We start from the raw sequence: 20,585 nt of genomic DNA on the forward strand, positions 1-20,585 counted from the left end.
GGAATGCACTCCGTGAGCAACCTGCCCCGTCTCGACATCAAGCTGTGCGCGCCGCGCGGCTTCTGCGCCGGCGTCGACCGGGCGATCCAGATCGTCGAGCTGGCGCTGCAGCGCTACGGCCCGCCGGTCTACGTGCGCCACGAGATCGTGCACAACCGGTTCGTGGTGGATTCGCTGAAGGCGAAGGGCGCGGTCTTCGTCGAGGAGCTCTCCGAGATCCCCGACACTGACGCGCCGGTGGTGTTCTCCGCCCACGGCGTGGCCAAGGCCGTGCCGGCCGCGGCCGAGGCCCGCAACATGTTCTACCTGGACGCCACCTGCCCGCTGGTCTCCAAGGTCCACAAGGAAGCCCAGATCCACTTCAAGCGCGGCCGCGAGGTCGTGCTGATCGGCCACGCCGGCCATCCGGAAGTGGTGGGTACCATGGGCCAGCTGCCGGAAGGCGCGATCTCGCTGGTGGAAACCATCGAGGACGTGGCGCGCTTCGAGCCGCGCGACCCGGCGAACCTCTCCTGGGTCAGCCAGACCACGCTGTCGGTCGACGACACCCGCGCCATCGTCGAGGCGCTGACGACCCGCTTCCCGGAGATCGTCAGCCCCCACAAGGACGACATCTGCTACGCCACCACCAACCGCCAGGAAGCGGTGAAGGCCGTCGCGCCGTCGGTGGACGCGATGATCGTCGTCGGCGCGCCGAACTCGTCGAACTCCCAGCGGCTGCGCGAAGTCGCCGAGCGCGCGGGCTGCAAGGTGGCGGTGCTCCTGCAGCGGGCGGCAGAGATCGACTGGACGGCGTTCGAGGGAGTCCGCACGCTGGGCATCACCGCCGGCGCCTCGGCCCCGGAAACGCTGGTGGAAGAGATCATCTCCGTCTTCGCCGAACGCTACGACGTGCACGTCGAAACGGTGCGCACCGCGGAGGAGACGATCTCCTTCAACCTTCCGCGCGAACTTCGCACCGTCGCGGCCGAGTAGCGTTCGAAGATGGCGGTCTACACCGAGGTTTCCGACGACGAGCTCACGCGTTTCGTCGACCAGTTCGATCTGGGCACCGTGCTCTCCTCCAAGGGGATCGCCGAAGGCGTCGAGAACACCAACTTCCTGATCCGCACCGAAAAGGGCCCCTACATCCTGACGCTCTACGAGAAGCGCGTGGAGCGGTCCGACCTGCCCTATTTCCTCGGCCTGATGGATCACCTGTCGAGCCGCGGCGTGCCCTGCCCGACGCCGGTCCACACCCGCGACGGCGCGGCCCTGTCGGAGGTGGCGGGACGTCCTGCGGCGATCATCACCTTCCTGGAGGGCATGTGGCGGCGCCGGCCGGAGGCCTATCACTGCGCGGAGCTGGGCCGGGCGCTGGCGCGGCTGCATTCGGCGGCAAGCGACTTCCCGATGACCCGCCCGAACGCGCTGGGCGTGGAGGCCTGGCGTCCTCTTTTCGCCCAGTCGGCCGACCGGGCCGACGAGGTGTTTCCGGGGCTTGGCGGCGAGATCGGCAACGCCCTCGACCGCATCGAGACGCGGTGGCCGGGCGAACTGCCCACCGGCACGATCCACGCCGACCTTTTTCCCGACAACGTGTTCTTTCTCGGCCGCAAGCTGTCCGGCCTGATCGACTTCTATTTCGCCTGCACCGACGCGCTCGCCTACGACGTGGCGATCTGCCTGAACGCCTGGTGCTTCGAGCCCGACCTCTCCTTCAACGTGACCAAGGGCCGGGCGCTGCTCGCCGGCTACGAGGAGGTGCGGCCGTTCACCGACGCGGAGTACGCGGCGCTGCCGCTGCTTGCCGAAGGCGCGGCGATCCGCTTCCTGCTCACCCGCCTCCACGACTGGCTGCGCGTACCTCCGGGCGCGCTGGTGACGCCGAAGGACCCGGTGGAGTATCTCCGCCGCCTGCGCTTTCATCACGCCGTCACCTCCACCCGCGACTATGGACTCGACCGATGAGCGACACCAAGGGGCCCGCCAAGGACGGCAGCCGCGTCATCGTCCACACCGACGGCGCCTGCAGCGGCAATCCCGGTCCCGGCGGGTGGGGCGCGATCCTGGAATGGCAGGGCCACGTCCGCGAGCTGAACGGCGGCGAGCGGGAGACCACCAACAACCGCATGGAACTCACCGCCGCCATCGAGGCGCTGAAGGCGCTGACCCGGAAGAGCTCGGTGGATATCTTCACCGACAGCCAGTACGTGCGCGGCGGCATCACCGGCTGGATCAAGAACTGGCGCCGCAACGGCTGGCGCACCTCCGACAAGAAGCCGGTCAAGAACGCCGATCTCTGGAAGACCCTGGACGAACTGACCCAGCAGCACGATGTACATTGGCACTGGGTCCGCGGACACGCCGGCGACGAGCGCAACGAGCGCGCCGACGAACTGGCCCGCGAGGGCGTGGACTCCGTCCGGGCCGCCAAGGTCAGATAGCGCCGCGCCCTCATCCCAGACGTCGAAAGCGAGACCGGCCGTGCCTCTGTATCGCTCTCAGCCGTCCCATCCGGGGCTCGTTTCCGCCCCCGCCTCCGCCCGGAGCGACGCGGCGGCAGGATCCGCGGCGACCGCGCTCCGGCGCATCCTGATTCTCGCCAATCCGACCGCCGGCGCCTACCGCCGGGTGAAGCTCGACGCGGTGACGCGGCACCTGAGCCGCGCCGGCCACCAGGTGACGGTCCAGCTCACGCGGCGCGCCGGCGACATCCGCGAGACCTGCCAGGCGCTTCCCGACCGCTTCGACCTGGTGGTGATCGCCGGCGGCGACGGCTCGGTGAACGAGGCGCTCGACGGCTTCCAGCGCGTGAGCGACCCGCCGGACCTGGCGGTGATCCCGTTCGGCACGGCCAACGTGCTGGCGCTCGAGCTGAAGCTGCCGCGCCGCCCCAAGACGCTCGCGGCGATGATCTCGGCCGGCCGCACGGTGCCGCTCCACTACGGCCGCGCCAACGGCCATCCGTTCGTGCTGGTGGTCTCCGCCGGGTACGATGCCGCCGTGGTGCATGCCCTGTCGGCGAGCCTGAAGCGCCGCTTCGGCAAGCTGGCGTATGCGCTGGTGGCGATGCGGCACGTCTTCGGCAAACGCACGCCGGACGTGCTGGCCACCGTCGACGGCGAGACGATCACCTGCCGGCTGGCGGCGGTCACCAACGTGTCGCGCTACGGCGGTCCGTTCGTCATCTGCCCGGAGGCGGCGGCGACGGATCCGGGGCTGCATTTCATCGGATTGCGGAAGGACGACCCGCTGTCGATCGTGCGCATCGGCCTCGCGCTGCTGGCCGGCCGGATCGCCCATCAGCCGGACGTGGTGATCAGGCCGGCGCTGCGGGTCACCCTCGCCGCGATGGCGCCGGTGCCGTGCCAGATCGACGGCGACCGGTTCGCCACCACCCCCGTCAGGATCGAGCCCGGCCCGCGTCCGATCCCCATCCTGGTGCCCTAGAGCGGAACACCGTGGCGCGCGCGGCGCCCGCCGGCCCTACTCGGCGGCCTGGGCGGCGCTGTCCTGAAGGATGCGCGTCGCCGCCGGCGCGGCCAGCGTGCGGCCGAACAGGTCGCCCTCCGCCATCTCCACGCCGAGCTGCAGGAGGTCCAGCGCGTCGGTGTCGGTCTCCACGCCGGAGGCCAGCACCTGCAGGCCGAGATCGTGGCCCACGCTCACCAGCGACCGCAGCAGCAGCGACCGGCGGCCCTTGCCGTTGCCGCGCACGTAGCTCGGCTCGAGGCGGATGGTGTCGATGGGCATGCGCTCCAGATAGCCGAGCCAGGTGGAGCCGGCCCCGAAGCGGTCGAACGCCAGCGAGGCCCCGACGTCGCGCAGGCGGTGCATGAGCTGGGCGGCGAATTCCGGATTCTGCGCCACCACCTGTTCGGCGATGGCGAGCTTCAGCGCGCCGGGCGCAAGCTGGTTGCGGACGATCACCGCCTTCACGTCGTTGACCAGCTCCGAGCGGAACGGACCGCCGACGGGGATCGGCACGCAGACGAAGTCGGGGGCGGCGTCCGGATTGGTGGACTGCCACTCGCGCATCTGCTGGGCGGCGCGCTCCAGAACCGACAGCACCAGCGGCGTCGACAGGCCCTCGCGCTCGGCGAGCGGCAGCAGCGACGACCAGGTGAACTGGCCCTGGATCGGATGGCGCCAGGAGCCCTCGACGGAGAAGCCCGAGATCCCCTTGTCGACCAGCCGCACGATCGGCCGGTAGGTGAGCGCCATGTCGTCGCGCTGGATGGCCTGGCGCAGGTCGACCCCGATCGACTTGCCGGTCACCGACAGCTTGCGCATCAGCGGATCGTAGATCTCGCCGCGGTCGCCGCCCAGCCGCTTGGCCCGGCGCATGGCGAGTTCGGCGTCGGTCACCAGTTCCTCGCCGTTCGAGGTTTCCGCGCGCAGCGCGGCGATGCCGATCGAGGCGGACAGGAAGATCTCGCGCTCGCCGAACTCGATGGCGGTGCGGATCAGCCGGCGGGCGTGGTCGATGAAGCCGCGCAGGTCGGAGGCATCGGAGTAGAGCAGCACGGCGAACGTGTCGCCGCCGAGACGGGCGATGGTGTCGTGCGGCTTCAGGATGCGGGCAAGCCGCCGGCCGATGGTGAGCAGCGCGGAATCGCCCACCGACAGGCCGAACTGGTCGTTCACGTCGGAGAAGCGGTCGATATTCACCAGCACGACGAACAGCCGCGAGCGCGTCTCCTCGTCGGCCCAGCCCATCGCCATGTCGAGCCGGTCGAGGAACAGCATCCGGTTCGGCAGGCCGGTGAGGTTGTCGAAGACGGAATCGTGGAGGAGCCGCTCTTCCCGGGTCTTGCCCTCGGTGACGTCGAGCAGCGTGCCGACGCAGCGGATCACCTCGCCGTCGGAGCCGATGACCGGCCGGGCGCGCAGGTGGAACCAGCGGAAATGCCCGTCGACGCCGCGCAGGCGGAAGGCGTCGGAGATCCGGCCGCGGCGCTGCTCGACCATGGTGTCGAGGGTGGCGCGGAAGCGGTCGCGGTCCTGGGGATGCAGCAGCGCGAACCAGTCCTGCGGCGGACCCTGCAGCGCGCCGGCCTCGGCGCCGAGGCGCTGTTCGGCCTCCTTGCCGACGACGATGCGGTCGCGCGCCACGTCCCAGTCCCAGACGATGTCGCCGGAACCCACCAGCGCCAGCGCGCTGCGCTCGACGTCGCCGATGAGCCCCTGGGCGATGGCGCCGCCGGCGAAGGCGTGCTGCATCACGGTGAAGCCGATCAGCAGCACGATGAGCACCAGGCCGCCGTCCAGCGCCGGCTGCACGATGTCGTTGTCGACCCGGCCCGTGACCGTCAGCCCGGCGCCGAACAGCCAGACGAGGAACAGGCACCAGGTGGGGATCAGCATGATCGCGCGGTCGTAGCCGCGCACGGCGAAGATGCCGACGATGACCAGCCCGGCGACACCGATGACGGCGAGCGCGATGCGCGCGATGCCGGCGGCGATCGGCGGATCGGCGATGGCGATGCCCAGCACGCCGAGGAACAGCAGGAAGACGCCGATCATCGTGTGGCTGTAGCGCACGTGCCATCGGTTGAGGTTGAGGTAGGCGAACAGGAAGACCGCCAGCATCAGCGCCAGAAGCACCTCGGTCGCCGAGCGATAGACCCTGTCATCGGTGGGGGCGACCTGCAGCACCTCCCCCCAGAAATCGAAGTCGACCATCACGTAGGAGAGGACCACCCAGGCGAGCGCCGCGGTCGCCGGGAACAGGACGGTTCCCTTGATGACGAAGACGATCGTCAGGAACAGCGCCAGCAGGCCGGAAATGCCGAGGATGATGCCCTTGTAGAGCGTGTAGGCGTTGACGGAGTCCTTGTAGGCGTTCGGCTCCCAGAGCCGGAGCTGCGGCAGGCGCGGCGACGACAGCTCGGCCATGTAGGTGACGACGGCGCCGGGATCGAGGGTGATGCGGAAGACGTCGGCGTCCTGGCTGGCCTCGCGCTCGGGCGGGAAACCCTGGCTGGGCGTGATGGCGGCGATCCTTTCGGAGCCGAGATCGGGCCAGATGATGCCGGAGCCGACCAGCCGGAAGTGCGGCACCACGAGGATGCGGTCGATCTGCTCGTCGCTCGGATTGGCCAGCGCGAACACCGCCCAGTTGCGGTGATCCTTGGAGATGGCGCGCACCTCGATGCGCCGGACGATGCCGTCGGGCCCGGGCGCGGTGGACACCTGCAGCCGGTCCTCGACGTCGAGATACATGTCGACGTCGGGCATCAGGTTGATGACCGAGGCATCGCGCGAGACCGGCACGGCCTCGAGGGCATGGGCCGGCACCACTGCAAACGCAATCACGATCAGGGCCAGCAGGCGCGCGACGATCAGTTCCAGCCGAAACACACACATCTCTCCGGTTCGCCATGGTCGGAAACGGACCAGGTCGTTCGGCAATCGCTCGGGCATCCGGGGACACGGCCGATGGCCGCGCGTGCGCACCCGAAACGGGAAGCTGACATCGCCCGGCGTGGCGCCGCGAGACACCTCTCCCGCGGCCGGACGCCGATCGACACGACTAACTCGCGGCAACGAGTCGGATGCCCTTGGCGCCCCTGTCCCCCCCAAGGTCGCCCCTTACGAGCGCAAACAGCAGGTGATCCTGCCAAGCCCCATTAATACACAAGTAACTGCGCGCATAGCCTTCCCGCTGAAACCCGACTTTTTCGAGGAGGCGGATCGACGGACCGTTGCTGGGGAGGCAGGCCGCTTCCAGCCGGTGCAGGTGCAGCGTGTCGAAGACGAATCCGATGGCGAGGCGCACGCCGGCCGTCATGAAGCCCTTGCCGGCGAAGCGCTGGCCGGTCCAGTAGCCGAGCGAGCAGGACTGGGTCACGCCGCGGCGGATGTGGGCGAGCGTCAGCCCGCCGACGATGGCGTCGTCGGAGCTGTCGAACAGGAAGAAGGCGTAGCCGTCGTCCTCGCGCATGTCGCGCTGATAGCGCCGGAGCCGGCGGCGAAAGGCGATCCGCGTCAGATCGTCCGCCGGCCAGGTCGGCTCCCAGGGCCTCAGGAATTCCCGGCTTTCCGACCGCAGGCGCGCCCACGCCGGATAGTCCGACGCGGTCGGCGGGCGCAGATAGACCCGCTCGCCCCTCAGGACCGGTCCGAAACTGCCTGCCGCGCCGTGGGTGAAGAAGCCCATTGCCTATCCCGTCGTGCAAAGCCTGCGCTGCGGCGCCTCGCGGGCGGGCGCGGCAATGCGGTCGGAGATCCACTCGACGCTCGGAACCTGATCGACGGAGCCGACGGCGGCCAGCGTCGGCGCGCCGCCGGAGAGCAGCCGCCCGGCCGCCCGGCGCACCGCCGCGACGTCCACCGAGTCGATCAGCGCGACCAGCTCGTCCGGTCCGATGACGCGGTCGTGGGTCAGCACGTGGCGCGCCATCTGGCTGGCGCGGGCCGACGAGCGCTCGCGCGCCATCAGCAGGCCGGCGCGCAGCTGGGCACGCGCCCGGGCGACTTCCGCCTCGGTCACGTCGTCCTGCACCCGGACGATCTCGTCGACCACCACCGGCATCAGCTCCGCCACGTCCTCCGGACCGGTGGCGGCATGGATGCCGAACACGCCGGTATCGGAGAAGCCCCAGTGGAACGCGTAGATCGAGTAGCAGAGGCCGCGCTGCTCGCGCACTTCCTGGAACAGGCGGGACGACATGCCGCCGCCGAGCAGGGTGGCGAGCGCCTGAGCGGCGAAATAGTCGTGGTCGCGCATGCCGACGCCGGGGAAGCCCAGCACGATCTGGGTCTCGACCAGGTCGCGGGCCTCGATCATCGAGCCGCCGGAATAGGTTGCGGCCGGAACCTGCGGGCCCGCGTCGGCCGCGAAGTCGCCGAACTGCTCGCTCGCCAGGCGGACGATCTCGTCGTGCTCGATGGCGCCGGCGGCGGAGAACACCATCTCGGGCGCGCGGTAGTGGCTGGCAAGGTGGCTGCGCAGCGCATGGGCATCGAAGCCCATCACCGTTTCCGGGGTGCCGAGAATCGGCCGGCCGATCGGCTGGCTGCGCCAGGCGGCCTGGGGAAAGAGGTCGAACAGGTAGTCGTCGGGGGTGTCCCGCGCCGCGCCGATCTCCTGCAGGATCACGTGCTTCTCGCGGGCGAGCTCCTCGCTGTCGAAGGCGGAGTTGCGCATGATGTCGCCGAGGATGTCGACCAGCAGCGGCACGTCCTGGCGCAAGACCCGGGCGTAGTAGGCGGTGGTCTCGACGCTGGTGGCGGCATCGAGCTCGCCGCCCACCGCCTCGATCTCCTCGGCGATGCCGCGGGCGGTCCGGCGCTTGGTGCCCTTGAACGCCATGTGCTCGAGCAGATGCGAGATGCCGTGCTCGGCCTCGCTCTCCGAGCGCGAGCCGCGCCCCACCCACAGCCCCAGCGAGACGCTGTCGACATGGCCCATATGGTCCGTGACGACGGTCAGGCCGTTGCCGAGCCTGGTGATTTCGACGCTCATTGGGCGGCTTCCTTGCGCGTGGCGCGGGCATGCTCGGTCACGAAGGCCTCGACGGCGGCGGAGTCGGCCGGCAGGCGCGTCATCCGCTCGGGGCGGCTTTCCAGGTCCGCCAGCCAGTCCGGCAGGCGCGGCGAGAGGCCGGTCGCCTTTTCCACCGCCTCGGCGAACTTCGCCGGATGCGCGGTGGCGAGCGTCACCATCGGCACGCCGTCGGCGAGGTAGGAGCTGGCCGCCGCCACACCCACCGCCGTGTGCGGATCGATGACGAGGTCGGTCGCCTTGTGAATGCTGGCGATGGTCGCTGCCGTCGCGGCCTCGTCGGTGGAGGCGGCGGAGAACTCCGCGCGGATCTTCGCCAGCGCGTCCGCATCGATCTCGAACCCGCCGCCCTGCTTCAGGCGCCCCATCAGGCTGGAGATCGCGGCGCCGTCGCGGCCGTAGGCCTCGAACAGCAGCCGCTCGAAGTTGGACGAGATCTGGATGTCCATGGACGGCGAAGCCGTCGGCGTGACGCTGTCGGTTCGGTAGTCGCCGCTGGACAGCGCCCGCACCAGGATGTCGTTGACGTTGGTGGCGATCACCAGCCGCTCGATGGGCAGCCCCATCCGCTTGGCGACGTAGCCGGCGAAGATGTCGCCGAAGTTGCCGGTGGGCACGGTGAAGGAGACCGGCCGGTCCGGCGCGCCGAGGGCGGCGGCGGCGGCGAAATAGTAGCCGACCTGCGCCACGATGCGGGCCCAGTTGATGGAGTTCACGCCCGTGAGGCCGACCGCCTCGCGGAAGGCGGTGTGGGCGAACATGTCCTTCACGATGGTCTGGCAGTCGTCGAACGTGCCGTCGATGGCGAGCACGTGGACGTTGTCGTCGCCGACCGTGGTCATCTGCCGGCGCTGCACCGGCGAGACCCGCTCGTGGGGATAGAGGATGACCACGTCGACGTTGTGCCGGCCGCGGAAGGCCTCCACGGCCGCGGCGCCCGTGTCGCCGGAGGTGGCGCCGACGATGGTGGCGCGGCGCCCGGTCTCGGCGAGCCGCCGGTCGACGAGGCGCGCGAGCAGCTGCATCGCCACGTCCTTGAAGGCGAGCGTCGGGCCGTGGAAGAGCTCGAGCAGGAAGTGGTTGGGCGCGATCTGGACGATCGGCGTCGTGGCCGGATGCCGGAAGGTACCGGCGGCCGCCGCGATCATCTCCGACAGCGCGGACCGCTCGATGTCGTCGCCGACGAACGGGGCGATGACGCGCTCGGCGATCTCCGCGTAGGGACGGAACGCGAAGCTCGCGATCTCCTCCCGCGACAGGGTCGGCCAGGTTTCGGGCACGTAGAGGCCGCCGTCGGCGGCGAGCCCCGCCATGAGGACGTCCGAGAATCCAAGCACCGGCGCTTCGCCGCGGGTGCTGACATATTTCACGCGGGCATTTCCTTCTGTGTTCGCCAGCCGGGACCGCCGGCGGCGTCGCAGCTTGCTGGATCGTCCGAATTGCCGGCGAACCTAACCGCCCCCCGACCCTTCGACAAGGATGTCCCGGGGGCCGCGTCCGCGCGGTCCGTCAGGCGTTCCCGGCCTGCCCCGACAGGAGCCGCGGGTCGATGCCGATCTTCTTGAGCGCAAGGTCATATTTCTGATCGAGGTCGGGCGCAAACACGATCCGCGGGTCGGCCGGGCAGGTCAGCCAGCCGTTCCGCTGGATCTCGGCCTCCAGCTGCCCCGGCGCCCAGCCGGCATAGCCGAGCGCCAGCAGCGCCTTCTTCGGCCCCCGCCCCTCGGCCATCGCCTTGAGGATCTCGACCGTCGCGGTCAGGCAGACCTCGTCGTCGATGGTCAGCGTGGAATCGCTGATGAAGAAGTCGCCGGAGTGCAGCACGAAGCCGCGCCCGGTCTCCACCGGCCCGCCCCGGTGCACGGTCACCTCGCCCTCCGGCACCGCCAGCCGGATCGGCTCGCCGTCCGGGACGATGTCGAGCTGCACCAGGAGATCGGAGAACGACACCTCCTCGGAGGGATGGTTGAGGACGATCCCCATCGCCCCCTCCTCCGAATGCGCGCACATGAAGATGACGGCGCGCTCGAAGCGCGTGTCGCCCATGCCCGGCATGGCCACCAGGAGCTGTCCCTCCAGATAGCCGTCCATGCTCGTGCCACTCATCGACCGCACCCTTACCAACTACTCTGACGTCGAACGTGCGCGGATCAACCGCCGCCGAACCCGCGCGTTCCCATAAACGTAATGCGCCCGGGGCCGATTGTTAACGCTCTCGCTCGCTTCGGCCGCGCGAGCCCTCCGCCGAACGCGGTTCGGCTTGGACGTTTGGCCAACAAGCCGCTACATGGGGACCGAAAGCCTGCGACGAGCCATGGAGAGATACGAATGGCAATTCAACCTGGCGACAAGATCCCGAGCGCGACCTTCACCACCATGGGAAGCGACGGCCCGACCCCGATCACGTCCGACGAACTGTTTTCCGGCAAGAAGGTGGTCCTGTTCGCGGTGCCCGGCGCGTTCACGCCCACCTGTCACCGCAACCACCTGCCCGGCTTCCTCGAGAACTTCGACATCATCAAGGAGAAGGGCGTCGACACCGTCGCCGTCGTGGCGGTCAACGACGTGTTCGTGATGAACGCCTGGGCCGAAGCCACCGGCGCCAAGGGCAAGATCGTGTTCCTCGCCGACGGCTCGGCCGCCTTCACCAAGTCGACCGGCCTGGAGATGGACGCCTCCGGCTTCGGCATGGGCCTGCGCTCCAAGCGCTACGCGATGATCGTCAACGACGGCGTCGTGGAGACGCTCGCCATCGAGGACACCCCCGGCCAGGCGGTGACCTCGGGTGCGGCCGCCGTCCTCGAAGCCCTCTGAGGCCCGACACCCCGCGCCTTCGCCATTGCCTTCCGCGGCGTTCCGACGCCCGCGGAAGGCTTTATCCTGGCGGCGCGCGCTGCTAGAAGGCGCCCATGCGCAGACAATCCTGCCTCCTGGTCCAGATCCGGCGAATTAGCGGCCCGGCCGCCGTGCGATGACAGAGCGCGGCGGACCGGGATTGCGGTCGTGGCCGTGCGGGTTTCCGCCGCCATCCGCCAGAGCACATATGCCCCGCAACAACCGCCGAGCGGAATCGAACCGATGACCGACACCACGACCGCGCAGCCCGAGGCGCGCGACTATTCCGACACCCTGTTCCTGCCGAAGACCGAATTCCCGATGCGGGCCGGCCTGCCCAAGAAGGAGCCCGAGCTCCTGGCGCGCTGGGAGGACATGGGCCTCTACCGCCGGCTGCGCGAAGCCTCCGCCGGCCGCGACAAGTTCGTGCTGCACGATGGCCCGCCCTACGCCAACGGCCACCTGCACATCGGCCACGCGCTGAACAAGATCCTCAAGGACGTCGTCACCCGCTCGCACCAGATGCTGGGCTACGATTCCAACTACGTGCCGGGCTGGGACTGCCACGGCCTGCCCATCGAGTGGAAGATCGAAGAGAGCTACCGCGCCAAGGGCCGCGACAAGGACGAGGTGCCGGTGGTGGAGTTCCGCAAGGAATGCCGCCAGTTCGCCGAGCGCTGGGTCGGCGTCCAGTCGGAGGAGTTCCGCCGCTTCGGCGTCGAGGGCGACTTCGCCAACCCCTACCTGACCATGAGCTATCCGGCCGAGGCGCAGATCGCCCGCGAGCTGATGAAGTTCGCCGTGTCCGGCCAGCTCTATCGCGGCTCCAAGCCGGTGATGTGGTCGGTCGTGGAGAAGACGGCGCTCGCCGAGGCGGAGATCGAGTATCAGGACTACGAGTCCGACACGATCTGGGTGAAGTTCCCGGTGACGGCTGCCCATGTGAGCGAAGGCAACGAGCGCGAACCGTTGACCGACGCCTTCGTCGTCATCTGGACCACGACGCCCTGGACCATCCCCGGCAACCGCGCGATCTGCTTCTCTCCCCGTATCAAGTACGGGCTCTATCGCGTCACGGCTGCCGAGAACGACTTCGGTCCGCAGCCGGGTGAAAAGCTCATCCTCGCCGATGCACTGGCCGAGGAGAGCTTCGCCAAAGCGAAGCTTCAGTTTGAGCGGCTCTGTGATCTGGACCCCGATGAGCACTTTCCGTATCGCTGTGCGCATCCGCTGAGCGGGCTAAATGGCGGCTACACCTTCGACGTTCCCCTGCTCGCCGGCGACCACGTCACCGACGACACCGGTACGGGCTTCGTGCACACCGCGCCTGGCCACGGCACGGACGACTTCGAGGTCTGGATGGATCGCCGCCGCGAGCTGGAAGCGCGCGGCATCGACACGGCCATCCCCTACACCGTGGACGGCGACGGCACCTATACGAGCGACGCGCCGGGCTTCGAGGGTCGCGCGGTCTACACCGTCGACGGCAAGAAGGGCGACGCCAACAAGGCCGTCATCGAGGCGCTCATCGAACGGGGACTGCTGTTCGCGCGCGGCCGCCTGAAGCACCAGTATCCCCACTCCTGGCGCTCCAAGAAGCCGGTCATCTTCCGCAACACGCCCCAGTGGTTCGTCCACATGGACAAGCCGCTGGGTGGCTACGGCCTTGCCGACGGCCAGGCGCCTGCCGGCGAGGACACGCTGCGCGAGCGCGCGCTTAAGGCGATCAGCGAGACGCGCTTCGTGCCGGCCGGCGGCCAGAACCGCCTGCGCGGCATGATCCAGAACCGCCCCGACTGGGTGCTGTCGCGCCAGCGCGCCTGGGGCGTGCCGATCACCGTGTTCCGCCACAAGGAAAACGGCCGCCTCGCGCCCGGGCCCGACTTTCCGGCCTCCGAGGCGCTGGTGGCCGCGATCGCCGACGCGTTCCAGGCCGAAGGCGCCGACGCCTGGTTCGAGGACGGCGCCCGCGAGCGCTTCCTCGGCGCGTTCGTCGACGATCCGCAGAACTGGGACCAGGTCACCGACATCCTCGACGTGTGGTTCGATTCAGGCTCCACCCACGCCTTCGTGCTGGAGCAGCGCCCCGACCTGAAGTGGCCGGCCGACGTCTACCTGGAAGGCTCCGACCAGCACCGCGGCTGGTTCCACTCGTCGCTGCTGGAATCCTGCGGCACCCGCGGCCGCGCGCCCTACGGCACCGTCGTGACCCACGGCTTCACCATGGCCGAGGACGGCCGCAAGATGTCGAAGTCGGACGGGAACACGGTCGCGCCCCAGGACGTCATCGCCCAGTCGGGCGCCGACATCCTGCGCCTGTGGGTGATGACCAGCGACTACGCCGACGACCAGCGCATCGGCCCGGAGATCCTCAAGGGCACGTCGGAGACCTACCGCAAGGTGCGCAACACGCTGCGCTGGATGCTGGGCACGCTCGCCCACGCCGACGGCGAGGCCGTGGCGCTCACCGACATGCCGGAGCTGGAGCGGCTGATGCTGCACCGGCTGTTCGAGCTCGACGCGCTCGTCCGCCAGGGCTACCGCGACTACGACTACAAGCGGATCGCCCACGCGCTGATCAACTTCACCACCATCGACCTGTCGGCCTTCTACTTCGACATCCGCAAGGACGCGCTCTACTGCGATCCGATCTCCTCGGTGCGCCGCAAGGCGGCGCTGCAGGTGATCGGCATCATCTTCCAGGCGCTGACCCGCTGGCTGGCCCCGATGCTCCCCTTCACCATGGAAGAGGCGCACCTGTCGCTGCACGGCGCGGATGACGGCCGGTCGATCCACCTGGAGCTGTTCCCGGAGATCGACGCCACCTGGCAGAGCCCGCAGCTTGCCGAGAAGTGGGGGAAGATCCGCGAGGTGCGCCGGGTGGTGCTGGGCGCCATCGAGATCGAGCGGCGCGAAAAGCGCATCCGCGGCTCGCTGGAGGCGCACGTGACGGTCTACGTGACCAACCCGGCACTCTATTCCGCGGTGGCGGACCTGGAGCTGGCGGACGTGTCGATCACCAGCCAGGCGACGCTCACCCACGAGAACGGCCCGGCCGACGCGTTCCGCCTGGACGACGTGCCCGGCGTCGCCGTCGTGGTGACGCTCGCCGAAGGCACGCGATGCGCCCGGTCGTGGAAGGTGCTGCCGGAAGTCGGCAGCGATCCGGACTATCCGGACCTGACCATCCGCGATGCGGAAGCGATGCGGGAGCTCGACGGCCGGACGGCGTCGGCGTGACCGGGGCGGGAGGAGGACTGACGCCATGACCGAGGCCACGCGCCCCCTCCCCGCCAGACACGCGCACTGGCGCTTCGGCTTCACGGTCGCGGCGCTGGTGCTCGTCGTCGATCAGGCGATCAAGCTCTGGCTCCTGAACGTCGTCGACCTCGCCGCGACCGGGCCGATCCGGGTGGCGCCGTTCCTCGACCTCGTGCTCGTCTGGAACCAGGGCATCAGCTACGGCATGTTCCAGCAGGAAACCGACCTCGGCCGATGGCTGCTGGTGGTGTTCACCGGCATCATCACGCTCTTCCTCGGCTACTGGCTGGCGGTGGCGCGCGACCGCTGGACCTCGGCCAGCCTGGCGCTGATCGTCGGCGGCGCGGTGGGCAATGCCATCGACCGAATCGCCTACGGCGCGGTCGCCGATTTCGTGCACGTCTTCGTCGGAACGTTCTCCTGGTACGTCTTCAACATCGCCGATGCGGCCATCGCGCTGGGCGTGATCGGCCTGCTCGTCGATGCGGTGGGCGGGCGTCGTAATAATGCCGCAAAGGAAACGTCCCGTGAAAGCTGACATGGACATATGTCGGCCATACTGATCCGGCAGTCCGTGTCGCCGTTCGTGCAGCTTCGACGCGCAGGAACGATGGCGGGCGGTTCGACATCTTGTGATAGACTGAAGCTTCGCCCGTCACGGTGCCTTCTGGCGCCGGCGCGGCGCATAACCGAAGGGTGACAACTGTGGTGAAGCGTTCGCATTCGTTCGCAACGGCAACCCGGCTGCTGACGCTGACGCTCATCGCCGCTGGAACCGCCGCCTGCAACACAAGCAGCAGCTACTTCTACGAAGAGAAGCAGCCGAGCCAGCAGCGCGACGTCGGCCTGTTCGGCGGCATCCTGGAATCCACCGGCATGGTCAACCGCCCGGCCACCGAGATCGACTACAAGCAGCGCTCGCCGATCGCGCTGCCGCCCACCAACGAGCTGCCGCCGCCGGAGCCCGAGGGCGGCAAGGCGATCGCCGCCGTCGACTGGCCGAACGACCCGGACAAGGCCGCCGCCTCCGAGCCGGTCCCGTCCGCCTCGTCGACGCTCAACGGCGAGCGCCTGACGCCGGAAGAGATCCAGGCCGGCCGCGTCGCCGGCGGGATGCCGACGACGAACGGGTCGCTCAGCTACGACAAGCGGTTCCTGCGCGACACCGGCAACGTGGCGCTCAGCCCGACCGAGATGAAGGCCGGCTTCTCCAGCCCCGACGGCAAGAATTCCGGCAAGGTGCTGACGGCCGAAGGCGCGGCGAAGCCGCGCCAGTACCTGATCCAGCCGCCGGACGAGTATCGCCAGCCGGCGGAGACGGCGGAGCTCCCGCAGAAGAAAGAAATCAAGAACAGCAAGTGGGCGCGCAAGCAGCTCTACGGCGGCCAGGAAAAGTCGAACCCGGTCTACGACACCGTCAACTGACGGTCGCTTCCGCCTCACCGAACCCACTCCGGATGCCGCGCCCCCGCGCGGCATTCGCGTTTTCGGGTGCCGCCTGACGGCGGCTCCCCGGGCCGGACGCCCGTCACCCCGGCCCGTCCCGACGCTCGCGCCAACATTACGGAATGTTCAGTGGCGCCCCCGGCGACGCCTCCTGTACCTTCCGCTCGAATGGACGATGGCCCGGATTGCGGGCCGGACCGAACGGTCCCGATCCGAACGCGGCACCCGCATCGCCCGCGCGGACCGACCACCACAACGGAAGGATTGCAGCGGATGAAGGCACGATACGCGCTCGTCGCGGCTCTCGGCGCCAGCCTCCTCGCCGTCCCGGCCAGCGCGGCCGAGACCTCGTTTGCCGATCTGAAGATCGCCCCGGACACCTCCAGCTTCACCCTCGACAACGGCCTCCAGGTGGTCGTCATCCCGGATCACCGCTCCCCCGTGGTCACCCACATGGTCTGGTACCGGGCCGGCGCCGCCGACGAGGCGGCCGGCGAATCGGGCGCGGCGCATTTCCTCGAGCACCTGATGTTCAAGGGCACCGAGGCGCACCCGGACGGCTTCTCCAAGGTGGTCACCGAGCTCGGCGGCCAGGAGAACGCCTTCACCTCCCAGGACTACACCGCCTATTTCCAGCAGATCGCCAAGGAACACCTCGGCCGCATGATGGAGCTCGAGGCGGACCGCATGGCCCATCTCTCGCTGGAGCCGGAAGAGGTCGCCCGCGAGCTGGACGTGGTGCTGGAAGAGCGCCGCATGCGCGTCGACAACGACCCGTCGTCGCTGCTGGGCGAGGCCTTCGACGCCACGCTTCACGTCAACAGCCCCTACGGCGACCCGGTCATCGGCTGGCCGAAGGAGGTCTCCGCGCTGAACCGCGAGGCCGCCTACGCCTTCTACGACCGCTTCTACACGCCGGAGAACGCCGTGGTGGTGATCGCCGGCGATGTGACGCCCGACGAGGTGAAGACGCTGGCGGAGAAGACCTACGGCGAGGTGAAGAGCCGGGCCGAGGTGAAGCCGCGGGTGCGCTCCGCGACGCCGGCGCTCAACGCGCTGCGCACGGTGCGCTACGACGACCCGCGCGTCGGCCAGCCGTCGCTGCGCCACGGCTGGGTGGTGCCGAGCTACGCCACCGCCGAGCCCGGCCAGGCCGAGGCCCTCGACGTGCTCTCCCAGATCCTCGGCGGCGGCTCCACGAGCCGGCTCTACGACACGCTGGTGCGCACCGACGGGCTCGCCTCCTCCGTCGGCTCCTACTACCAGGGCAACGCGCTCGATCCGGACACCTTCATGGTCTACGCCGTGCCGCGCGATGGCGTGGCGTTCCCGGCCATCGAGGCCGCCATCGGCAAGACCATCGAGGACATCGCCCAGAACGGCGTGAGCGACGAGGAGCTCCAGCGCGCCAAGCGCGCCCTCGTCGCCGGCGCCCTGTTCGCCCAAGACAGCCAGCAGAGGCTGGCCCGCATCTTCGGGCTGGCGCTGACCACCGGGCAGACGATCGAGGACGTGCAGACCTGGCCGTCGCGGATCGCCGCCGTCACCGCCGACCAGGTGCAGGCGGCGGCGCGGACCTACCTGCCCGCCGACCAGGGCGTCACCGGCTACCTGGAGAAGAAGGCGCCCGGCAAGGACTCCTGACGGATCCGGGCGGGACCGCCATGAGCGCGTGCCCGCCCGGATCGCCGCCTGCCCCGTCCCGTCGCCCGTGTTCGCCCGTCTTGGGGCGCCGCGCACGCTTCCCGCGCGCCCCTGAAGGAGAGGAGATCTCTTCATGCTGACCATTCTCGCCCGCCGCACCCGCCTGTCGCTCGCCGCCGTCGGCTTCACCGCCGCGGCGGTGCTGGCCGGCACCACCCCGTCCGAAGCCATCACCATCGAGCCGGTGACCAGCCCCGGCGGCATCCAGGCCTGGCTCGTCTCCGACGACACCGTGCCGGTGGTGGTGATGAACTTCGCCTTCCAGGGCGCCGGCGCCTCCCAGGACCCCGCCGACGAGCCGGGGGTGGCGAACCTGCTCTCCGCGCTGCTCGACGAGGGCGCCGGTCCCTACGATTCCGAGGCGTTCCAGACGGCGCTGCAGGACAAGTCGGTCCGCATGTCGTTTTCCGCCGACCGCGACAACTTCTACGGCAACCTGCAGATGCTCGCCGACAACCCGCAGGAGGGTGTCGAGCTCTTGAAGGTGGCGCTCGGCGAGCCGCACCTGGCCGACGAGGCCATCGGCCGGATGAGCAACCAGATCATCTCGGGGATCCGGCAGGACCAGCGCGATCCGATGGAGGTCGCCGCCGACATCTGGTCGCGCAAGGCCTATCCCGACCATCCCTACGGCCGCCCGCTGGAGGGCACCGAGGACAGCGTCGCCGCCATCACCCACGACGACCTGCAGGCGTTCAAGGACGCGACCATGGCGCGCGACAACCTGCACGTCGTCGTGGTCGGCGCCATCGATGCGGAGACCCTGAAACCGCTGCTGGACGAGGCCTTTTCCGGCCTGCCCGCCACCGCGACGCTGCAGCCCGTGGCCAACGTGATGCCGAAGTCCGGCGAGACGGCAACGGAGACCATGGACGTGCCGCAGACGGCCATCCGCTTCGGCGGGCCGGGCCTCGACCGCTCCGATCCGGACTTCATCCCGGGCTTCGTGATGAACTACATCCTCGGCGGCGGCTCGTTCTCCTCGCGCCTGTTCGTGGAGATCCGCGAGAAGCGCGGCCTCGCCTATTCGGTCTATTCCTACCTGGTGCCGCTCGACCACTCCGCCGTGTTCGGCGGCGGCACCGCCACCCGCGCCGACCGCGTCGACGAGACGGTCGGGCTGATCAAGTCGGAGATCGCGCGGATGGCGGAGAGCGGCCCGACCCAGGCGGAGCTCGACGAGGCGAAGGCCTACCTCACCGGCGCCTATCCGCTGCGCTTCGATTCCTCCAGCTCGATCGCCGCCCAGCTGCTGCAGATCCAACTGGAGAAGCTCGGCATCGACTACGTCGACAAGCGCAACGCCCTGATCGAGGCGGTGACGCTCGACGACGTGAAGCGCGTCGCCGCCCGGGTGCTCGGAAACGGCGAACCGACCTTCGTCACCGTCGGGCCGTCCGGGACCTGACCGACAACGGCGGTGCGGCGCCCGGCGTGCCGCACCGCAGCTTGACGAATCGGGCCGGAACGCGCGTCATGAGGCGGTTTGGCAGTGTGCCGTGGCTGTCTCTCGGGCAAACGAGGCGGAACGCGTGATCACCCTGATCGTCAGCGGGATGGACTGCAGGAGCTGCGGCGGCGCGGTGCGCGAAGCGGTTCACTCCGTCGATCCCGCGGCCGATGTCGACGTAGACATCGAAGAGGGCCGCGTCGACATCGACACCCCCGCCCCCCTGGAACGGTTCATCCTCGCCATCGAGCGCGCCGGCTTCAACGTCGAGCACTAGATGAGCTATGCCCTCACGCTGGGTGCGCTCCGCGCATCGGCTCCGGGTGGGCGGCCCTGTGCCCTCCCCGCCTTCGCGGGCTGACGGGAGAGATCCCGCAAAGTCGTCGAAAATCCCAGCGCCAACCCCAAACTCCGCTCATTCCCGCGAAGGCGGGAATCCAGGGCCACTGTCCGCAGCATCGGCGACACCGGATGCGGACAGCGCTTGCTCGCCCTGCCTCCTACCCGCCGAGGTTTTCGTTGAGGAACGCCGTCGTGCGCGCCCATGCCTGGTCCGACGCCGCCTTGTCGTAGCGCGCCGCGTTGGTGTCGTTGTTGAAGGCGTGGTTCACCCCCTCGTAGACGAACACCTCGTAGGGCTTTCCGGCGGCGTCGAGGGCCTGGGTGTAGGCGGCGATGCCCGCGTTGATGCGCTCGTCCAGCCCGGCGTAGTGGAGGAGCAGCGGGGCCGACAGGTTGCCCACCTGATCGGCCGGCAACTGGCGGCCGTAATAGGCGACGGCGGCGGCGAGCGGCGTGCCGGCCGCGGCCAGGCGGTTGGCCCAGCCACCGCCCCAGCAGAAGCCGACCACCCCCACCTGGCCGTTGGTCGCCGGGTTGTCCGCCAGCCAGGCGACGGCCGCCTTGAGCCCCGCTTCGACATCCGCGTCGTCGAGCTGGCCGATCAGGTCGCGCGCCTGGTCCGGATCCGACGGCGTGCCGCCCTTCACCGACAGGAGATCGGGGGCGAGCGCCACGAACCCGTCGGCCGCAAGGCGGCGGGCCACGTCCTCGGTGTGCGGGTTGAGGCCACGGTTCTCGTGGATGACGATCACGGCGGGCCGCTTCTCCGCGCCCTTGGGACGGGCGAGGTACGCGCTGACCTCGGTGCCGCCGGCGTCGAAGCTCACCCGCTCCGTCTCGATGCGGCCGTCGTCCTCGGCGATGATCGCCGCCTGGGCGTAGTTGTTTTCGAGAAGCGGCAGCAGCGCGGCCGCCGCGGCGGTCCCGCCGGCAAGGCCGGCGAGCCGCGTCATGAAGCTGCGGCGGCTCATGCCTCCATGGGTGAAGGCGTCGAAGAGCTGGATGATTTCCTGGCGTATCGGCATGTCCCGTCCTCCCTGACCGGCTGGAAGGACG

17 protein-coding genes are annotated in these 20,585 nt (G+C 69.4%); 11 read left to right on the forward strand and 6 right to left on the reverse strand.

Going from position 1 to position 20,585, the window contains the following annotated elements; genetic code table 11:
- The first annotated feature begins 3 nt into the window (after nucleotides 1–3).
- From ispH to AB7M35_RS04360, 4 genes are read left to right on the forward strand one after another with little or no spacing between them, the layout of a single operon-like run.
- Entirely contained in the window at nucleotides 4–975 is a 972-nt protein-coding gene (gene ispH, locus AB7M35_RS04345) for a 4-hydroxy-3-methylbut-2-enyl diphosphate reductase (RefSeq protein WP_453957563.1), read from the forward strand.
- Nucleotides 976–984: 9 nt separating this feature from the next.
- On the forward strand, nucleotides 985–1,950 hold the full coding sequence (locus AB7M35_RS04350) for a homoserine kinase (protein WP_453957565.1): 966 nt from the start codon (nucleotides 985–987) through the stop codon (nucleotides 1,948–1,950).
- Nucleotides 1,947–2,426 carry a ribonuclease HI gene (gene rnhA, locus AB7M35_RS04355; RefSeq protein ID WP_453957566.1) on the forward strand — a complete coding sequence of 160 codons (480 nt, stop codon included), beginning with the start codon at nucleotides 1,947–1,949 and terminating at the stop codon, nucleotides 2,424–2,426. The genes AB7M35_RS04350 and rnhA overlap by 4 nt, the downstream gene beginning before the upstream one ends.
- Before the next feature lie 40 nt (nucleotides 2,427–2,466).
- Entirely contained in the window at nucleotides 2,467–3,432 is a 966-nt protein-coding gene (locus AB7M35_RS04360) for a diacylglycerol/lipid kinase family protein (RefSeq protein ID WP_453957568.1), read from the forward strand.
- Nucleotides 3,433–3,468: 36 nt separating this feature from the next.
- Here the strand turns inward: AB7M35_RS04360 and AB7M35_RS04365 are convergent, their stop codons facing one another.
- The 5 genes from AB7M35_RS04365 to AB7M35_RS04385 form a co-directional block, all read right to left on the reverse strand.
- The gene (locus AB7M35_RS04365) at nucleotides 3,469–6,351 is read right to left on the reverse strand and encodes an EAL domain-containing protein (protein ID WP_453957569.1); all 2,883 of its coding nucleotides are present in this window, start codon (nucleotides 6,349–6,351) and stop codon (nucleotides 3,469–3,471) included.
- Nucleotides 6,352–6,517: 166 nt separating this feature from the next.
- The gene (locus AB7M35_RS04370; RefSeq protein WP_453957571.1) at nucleotides 6,518–7,144 is read right to left on the reverse strand and encodes a GNAT family N-acetyltransferase; all 627 of its coding nucleotides are present in this window, start codon (nucleotides 7,142–7,144) and stop codon (nucleotides 6,518–6,520) included.
- Nucleotides 7,145–7,147: 3 nt separating this feature from the next.
- Nucleotides 7,148–8,452 (reverse strand): M16 family metallopeptidase, encoded by a 1,305-nt coding sequence (locus AB7M35_RS04375; RefSeq protein WP_453957572.1) that lies wholly within the window; start codon nucleotides 8,450–8,452, stop codon nucleotides 7,148–7,150.
- A complete protein-coding gene (gene thrC, locus AB7M35_RS04380) occupies nucleotides 8,449–9,861 on the reverse strand; it encodes a threonine synthase (RefSeq protein ID WP_453957574.1) in 1,413 nt (470 codons plus the stop codon). Before thrC ends, AB7M35_RS04375 begins: the two co-directional genes overlap by 4 nt.
- A 139-nt stretch (nucleotides 9,862–10,000) precedes the next feature.
- The gene (locus tag AB7M35_RS04385) at nucleotides 10,001–10,597 is read right to left on the reverse strand and encodes a YqgE/AlgH family protein (protein WP_453957575.1); all 597 of its coding nucleotides are present in this window, start codon (nucleotides 10,595–10,597) and stop codon (nucleotides 10,001–10,003) included.
- Between the two features lie 222 nt (nucleotides 10,598–10,819).
- Here AB7M35_RS04385 and AB7M35_RS04390 point away from each other — a divergent pair, with 222 nt between their 5' ends.
- The 7 genes from AB7M35_RS04390 to AB7M35_RS04420 all read left to right on the forward strand — a co-directional run bounded on the left by AB7M35_RS04390 (nucleotide 10,820) and on the right by AB7M35_RS04420 (nucleotide 19,464).
- Nucleotides 10,820–11,305, forward strand: coding sequence for a redoxin family protein (locus tag AB7M35_RS04390; RefSeq protein ID WP_453957577.1), 486 nt, complete (start codon nucleotides 10,820–10,822; stop codon nucleotides 11,303–11,305).
- 264 nt (nucleotides 11,306–11,569) lie between these two features.
- Nucleotides 11,570–14,566: an isoleucine--tRNA ligase gene (ileS, locus tag AB7M35_RS04395; RefSeq protein WP_453957578.1), complete on the forward strand. Its 2,997-nt coding sequence runs from the start codon at nucleotides 11,570–11,572 to the stop codon at nucleotides 14,564–14,566.
- A gap of 25 nt (nucleotides 14,567–14,591) precedes the next feature.
- Nucleotides 14,592–15,125 carry a signal peptidase II gene (lspA, locus tag AB7M35_RS04400; protein ID WP_453957580.1) on the forward strand — a complete coding sequence of 178 codons (534 nt, stop codon included), beginning with the start codon at nucleotides 14,592–14,594 and terminating at the stop codon, nucleotides 15,123–15,125.
- A gap of 170 nt (nucleotides 15,126–15,295) precedes the next feature.
- Entirely contained in the window at nucleotides 15,296–16,012 is a 717-nt protein-coding gene (locus tag AB7M35_RS04405) for a hypothetical protein (protein WP_453957582.1), read from the forward strand.
- Nucleotides 16,013–16,306: 294 nt separating this feature from the next.
- A complete protein-coding gene (locus tag AB7M35_RS04410; protein WP_453957583.1) occupies nucleotides 16,307–17,677 on the forward strand; it encodes a M16 family metallopeptidase in 1,371 nt (456 codons plus the stop codon).
- A gap of 133 nt (nucleotides 17,678–17,810) precedes the next feature.
- On the forward strand, nucleotides 17,811–19,145 hold the full coding sequence (locus AB7M35_RS04415) for a M16 family metallopeptidase (protein ID WP_453957585.1): 1,335 nt from the start codon (nucleotides 17,811–17,813) through the stop codon (nucleotides 19,143–19,145).
- 124 nt (nucleotides 19,146–19,269) lie between these two features.
- Nucleotides 19,270–19,464, forward strand: a complete 195-nt coding sequence (locus AB7M35_RS04420; protein WP_453957587.1) for a heavy-metal-associated domain-containing protein — start codon at nucleotides 19,270–19,272, stop codon at nucleotides 19,462–19,464.
- Between the two features lie 223 nt (nucleotides 19,465–19,687).
- Here the strand turns inward: AB7M35_RS04420 and AB7M35_RS04425 are convergent, their stop codons facing one another.
- Nucleotides 19,688–20,554 carry a dienelactone hydrolase family protein gene (locus AB7M35_RS04425; protein WP_453957589.1) on the reverse strand — a complete coding sequence of 289 codons (867 nt, stop codon included), beginning with the start codon at nucleotides 20,552–20,554 and terminating at the stop codon, nucleotides 19,688–19,690.
- Between the last annotated feature and the right edge of the window lie 31 nt (nucleotides 20,555–20,585).

Source organism: Amorphus suaedae (assembly GCF_053629675.1).